Source organism: Flavobacterium sp. (assembly GCF_044361065.1).
Lineage (GTDB): Bacteria > Bacteroidota > Bacteroidia > Flavobacteriales > Flavobacteriaceae > Flavobacterium.
This window is the reverse complement of sequence record NZ_JBIKJI010000148.1, coordinates 1-5,258: the sequence shown is the minus strand read 5'-3', so window position 1 is coordinate 5,258 and position 5,258 is coordinate 1. Positions and strand designations below refer to the sequence as shown.

Here is a 5,258-nt window from a genome sequence, read left to right as displayed (position 1 = left end):
AAATTGCTAAAAACTCTTCTCTTTCAATTTCTATACAACCTAAACTTTCTAAATGATTATTATGTACTTGGCAATCTAAAAGTTTATAGTTAGCCAATTCTAATTGTTTTGCTAAATGAATAAATGCAACTTTACTGGCATTTGGCACTTTTGAAAACATACTTTCACCACAAAACACATCGCCTAAATCAATTCCGTATAAGCCGCCAACTAATTCGTTATTTTGCCAAACTTCTACGCTTTTTGCATAACCTAATTCATTTAGTTTACAATAAGCAGCTATTATTTCATCCGAAATCCAAGTTCCATTTTGGTCTTTTCTTGGCGACTTTTGACAATTGGTAATTACAGCTTTAAAATTTGTATTAAAAGTAACCTGAAATTCTTTTTTGAGCAGTATTTTTCTCATACTTTTCGTAATTCGTAAATTTTCGAAAAACAACACCATTCTTTCGTTTGGGCACCACCAAAGTTTTGGTTCATCAGCATCATACCAAGGAAAAATTCCGTTTTGATAGGCTAATAAAAGTCGTTCTGGAGACAAATCACCACCCACAGCAATAATACCTTCGGGTGAAGCTTCAGAAGCTGGAGGAAAATAAAGTTCGGGTGTTAAAAAATACATATTTTTAAGAAATTCCAATTTTTTAAATTTCAAAGTGCAATAAAAATTCCAAATTCCAAAATGAAAACAATTGGAATTTGGAATTTAAATTTTAGAATTTACTTTTAATCGAAGATTAAAAAGGTAAATCGTCGTGTTCTTCTTCTTTAAAGTCGGTTGCTGGCGCAAATGCTTCAGTAGCAGGCATTGGAGGCATATCTGGAGCACTTGCAGGCGCTGCATTTGATAATCTTTCTATTCTCCAACCTGTAATGGTATTAAAATGTTTTACTTCTCCTTGTGGAGACGTCCATTCTCTACCTCTTAAATTGATAGATACTTTTACTTGCTCGCCAACTTGGTACGAATTTAAATCGTCCACTTTAGCTTGTTGAAATTCAACCGAAATATGTTGTGGATACTGCTCTTCAGTAGTAACAACTAATTCTCTTTTTTTAAATGAAGCACTTACATCTTGTGTAGCTCCAATTACTTTAATTTTTCCAATAACTTCCATAACTCTAATAATTTATTTTTGTGCTAATAACAATTTCCAAGCGTTTAAAACCTGATTATTGTCTAAATATTCTTTTGCTTTTTTAAATTTTGTATCAAAATCGTCTGAACTTAAAACCGCTTTTACTTCAAAATTTTCTTTTACAAATATAGTAATTTCTTCGTCATTTGGAATAGCTTCTATATTTCCTAATTTTCCTAAATCATTTCCATTAAAATAGCCACTTTCTTTAATGAAAACTGGTATCATATCTACACCAATTCCTAAAGTAGTTAATGGTTTTTCCACTTCAAACAAACCTTCATTTGCACGGCTGTACCAATTTCCACCCAAACGTGAAACGACATCAATTTTGTGTTGATCAATCATTTCGTTTTCGTCAAGAATACTTTCGTGAATGTGAATTTTTACCACTTCACAAATAACTAAATTTCCTGCACCACCTTCTGTGCCTAATGCAATAATGTCGTTTACTTTACATTCAAACTGCACCGGACTTTCGGCCACTCTATATGGCGCTACACTATCTGATGGCAACATAGTAAATCCAGCTTTTTCAAATTCGTTTACACCATCTGGATATTCGGTACTTGATAAACTCATTTGTTGCACCATATCGTAATTTACAATATTAATAACAACTTCACGTGTGTCTTGTGCGTTTATCAAAGTGTGTTTTATAGTATTGTTTCGCACGCGTCTGGCAGGCGAAAAAATTAAAATAGGAGGGTTGCTGCTAAAAACATTAAAAAAACTAAATGGCGATAAATTCGGATTTCCATCTTCGTCCATAGTACTTGCAAACGCTATTGGTCTTGGCGATACAGCAGTTTGTAAATAACTTTGCAGTTTTAATGGCGATATTTCTTTTGGATTAATGCTTAACATAAATTGTATTTTTTACAAATATAAAGCAAATCAATCAATTGAAATGATATTTCTTTTTACAAATGTTAGCAATTTTTTTGCCACGAATTTCCGAATTTACTTTACTGAAAAATGTATTTATAAATTTTGATTCGAATTAATTATCGACAAAGTCGATTCGAACCTTTTTTATATTTTTAATTCGAGAATTCGTGGTTGGATTAAAAAAACCAAAAAACTATTAACTTATTTCTAATTAATATTCACTTTTTCTTATTTTTACTCAAAATACTTTTTATGCAGTTTTCTGAAAAAAGAAATCTTACACGATGGATTATTATTATTTCATCGTTTTTAATTGCTTCCTTAATTTTATGGAACACCTATGTTTTTTTTCAAACTTTTAAAGAAGAAGAACGCAATAAAATGGAACTTTGGGCAACTGCTTTGAAGAATTTAAGAAATGCCGATGTTAATGCGGATATTCAATTACCCACGTTTATTATTGAAAACAACAAAAACATTCCATTAATTCTTACCGATAAAGAAGGTAAAATTTTAAGTAATTTGAATTTAGGTGAAATTGAAACTGATACTGTTAAGGTTAAAGCGTTTTTAAATAAAATTAAAAGTCAAAATGCTCCAATAAAAGTCCAATTTGCTAAAAACGATTATCATTTGGTATATTATGGGGATTCTCCAATATTAAACAAACTAAAATATTATCCAATTGCCTTATTATTAGTAGCGTTTTTGTTTGGCGGCGTGGTTTATAATTTTTACCGTGCTACAAAAATGGCAACTCAAAATAAGCTTTGGGCAGGTATGGCTAAAGAAACCGCGCATCAAATAGGTACGCCTTTATCTTCATTAATTGGTTGGTTGGAGTTATTGAAGTTGGAAAATGTTGAAGCTACTACCATTGAAGAAATAGAAAAAGATATAAACAGACTGCAAACCATTACGGACAGATTTTCTAAAATTGGTAGCGAACCTATCTTAGAAAAAAGAGATATAATCGAGGAAACTAAATCTTCATTTGAGTATTTGCAATCTCGTGTTTCAAAACAAGTAATTTTTGATTTCCGAGCTCCTGAAAAGCCCCTTTATGTGTTATTAAATCCGACGTTGCATAGCTGGACAATTGAAAATTTAGTAAAAAACGCCATTGATGCGATGAAAGGAAAAGGCAACTTATCTATTGAAATAGTAGAAGGAGATACTAACGTTTTTATAACGGTTACAGATACTGGTAGCGGAATTGCGAAGAATAAATTCAAAACTATTTTTGAGCCGGGTTATACGTCTAAAAAAAGAGGGTGGGGCTTGGGCTTGTCGCTAACCAAACGTATTGTGCAAGAATATCACAAAGGAAAAATTAGAGTTGTACAATCTGAAATCGGCAAAGGCACCACTATGCAAATGATTTTTAAGAAAGAAAGTTAAAAAAAATCCACAAACTCATTTAAAATTTGTGGAAACAGTTTTTATAAATTCTCAGCAATATCTTGTGCCAATTTTGAAAATTCTTCGGGAGTCAAAGTTGTTTTTCTTTGAAAACGCATATCGTCCATATCTTGAAGCGGAATCAAGTGAACGTGTGTGTGCGGTACTTCTAAACCTACAACAGCCACTCCAATTCGTTTACAAGGCACTGTTTTTTCCAAAGCAATAGCTACTTTTCTTGAAAATGCCATTAGTTTTAAATATAAATCTTCAGGCATATCGAAAATTTTATTTATTTCTTGCTTCGGAACACATAAGGTATGTCCTTTAGCATTCGGATTTACATCTAAAAACGCAATAAAATCTTCGTTTTCTGTAATTTTATAACAAGGAATTTCTCCGTTTATTATTTTGGTAAAAATAGAACTCATTTTTTTGGATTTTGGAATTTCTAACTTTGGAATTTCAGAAATTAGTCACGTGTAATTTCTAAAATCTCAAATTTTAATACGCCGTTTGGCACATTAATTTCTGCAATTTCGCCTACTTTTTTCCCTAATAATCCTTTTCCAATAGGAGAAGTTACTGATATTTTTCCTGTTTTTAAATCTGCTTCACTTTCTGCAACTAATTTGTATTGTAGTTCCATTCCGTTAGATTGATTTTTGATTTTTACGTTTGATAACACCAAAGCTTTCGACACATCTAAAGTAGATTCGTCAATAATTCGGGCATTAGATACCAATTCTTCCATTTTAGAAATTCGCATTTCTAATAATCCTTGTGCTTCTTTCGCGGCGTCGTATTCTGCGTTTTCTGATAAATCGCCTTTATCTCTTGCTTCTGCAATTGCTTGTGATGCCTTTGGGCGCTCTATAGATTTAAGTTGGTCTAACTCGTCTTTTAAATGTTTTAATCCTTCTGCTGTGTAATAAGATACTGTGCTCATAACTTCATTAATTTATAAAATAGAAAAAATCCCACAACTATGGGATTCCCTTTTTGCAAAGATATAATTTATTTAACTATTTTTCGTTTACTATATTAGTTTGTCAAATATAAATAAATTAATTTTGATAAATCAAATAAATATAAAAAATGAAAAGAATTTTTTACTTTCTTATTTTGTTTACCGTCTTTTTGTCTTGTGATAGAGATTCACAGACCGATAATAACAATCCCTATTTGCCAAATTATTCGTTTGAAGTAATACTAAATATGAGTTTTCCTCAATATTCCGTTTTGGCGTATCCTTCCAGCGCAGTGTATGTAAATTCTGCAGGTGCTGGAATTAGAGGTTTGATTGTTTTTAATGCAGGAAGTGGTAATTTTTTGGCATATGATGCAGCTTGCCCAAATCAGCCTTTAACCGATTGTTCTACGATGACAATTAATGGAATTAATGCAAAATGCCCGTGTGACGATGCCGAATACAGTTTGTTTACAGGATTGGCAGCCGGAAAACAATATCCAATGAAAGCGTATCGTGTGCAAATGATAGATGCGACAACCATAAAAGTGTTTAATTAATGTTACAATCCATATTTTCTTTTTTAAAAAAAGACACAAAAACCTATCCTAAAGGTTCTATTCATTCATTTATAGTGACCGATTTAAAAGGAAATCAGTTCGATTTTTCAACTTTAAAAGGTAAAAAAATAATGGTAGTCAATACCGCATCAAAATGTGGCTTAACACCTCAATACGAAAAATTACAGAAGATTTACGAAAAATATAATAATCAAAACTTTGAAATCATCGGTTTTCCAGCCAATAATTTTTTATGGCAAGAACCCGGAAGTGCCTCTGACATTGAAAGTTTTT

General features: G+C 31.6%; 7 protein-coding genes and 1 pseudogene. 3 read left to right on the top strand and 5 right to left on the bottom strand.

Annotated features, from left to right (window positions below):
- The 3 genes from aat to ACIQ11_RS08705 form a co-directional block, all read right to left on the bottom strand.
- Positions 1-625: leucyl/phenylalanyl-tRNA--protein transferase (gene aat / locus ACIQ11_RS08715; protein WP_396154258.1), on the bottom strand; the 625-nt coding region annotated here is incomplete at its 3' end.
- A gap of 115 nt (positions 626-740) precedes the next feature.
- Positions 741-1,121: a DUF3127 domain-containing protein gene (locus tag ACIQ11_RS08710; protein WP_396154257.1), complete on the bottom strand. Its 381-nt coding sequence runs from the start codon at positions 1,119-1,121 to the stop codon at positions 741-743.
- Positions 1,122-1,133: 12 nt separating this feature from the next.
- Positions 1,134-2,009 carry a flavin reductase family protein gene (locus ACIQ11_RS08705; protein WP_396154256.1) on the bottom strand — a complete coding sequence of 292 codons (876 nt, stop codon included), beginning with the start codon at positions 2,007-2,009 and terminating at the stop codon, positions 1,134-1,136.
- Between the two features lie 276 nt (positions 2,010-2,285).
- Here ACIQ11_RS08705 and ACIQ11_RS08700 point away from each other — a divergent pair, with 276 nt between their 5' ends.
- Positions 2,286-3,434: a HAMP domain-containing sensor histidine kinase gene (locus tag ACIQ11_RS08700; protein WP_353079524.1), complete on the top strand. Its 1,149-nt coding sequence runs from the start codon at positions 2,286-2,288 to the stop codon at positions 3,432-3,434.
- Positions 3,435-3,475: 41 nt separating this feature from the next.
- Here the strand turns inward: ACIQ11_RS08700 and ACIQ11_RS08695 are convergent, their stop codons facing one another.
- Together ACIQ11_RS08695 and greA are read right to left on the bottom strand one after the other, a co-directional pair.
- The gene (locus ACIQ11_RS08695) at positions 3,476-3,865 is read right to left on the bottom strand and encodes an HIT family protein (RefSeq protein ID WP_396154255.1); all 390 of its coding nucleotides are present in this window, start codon (positions 3,863-3,865) and stop codon (positions 3,476-3,478) included.
- A gap of 41 nt (positions 3,866-3,906) precedes the next feature.
- Entirely contained in the window at positions 3,907-4,383 is a 477-nt protein-coding gene (greA, locus tag ACIQ11_RS08690; RefSeq protein ID WP_396154254.1) for a transcription elongation factor GreA, read from the bottom strand.
- Between the two features lie 149 nt (positions 4,384-4,532).
- Between greA and ACIQ11_RS08685 the strand changes: the two genes are divergently transcribed.
- Positions 4,533-4,964 (top strand): hypothetical protein, encoded by a 432-nt coding sequence (locus tag ACIQ11_RS08685; protein WP_353079521.1) that lies wholly within the window; start codon positions 4,533-4,535, stop codon positions 4,962-4,964.
- Positions 4,964-5,258, top strand: a pseudogene (locus ACIQ11_RS08680) (glutathione peroxidase); the annotation flags it as partial. The gene ACIQ11_RS08685 and the pseudogene ACIQ11_RS08680, both read left to right, overlap by 1 nt.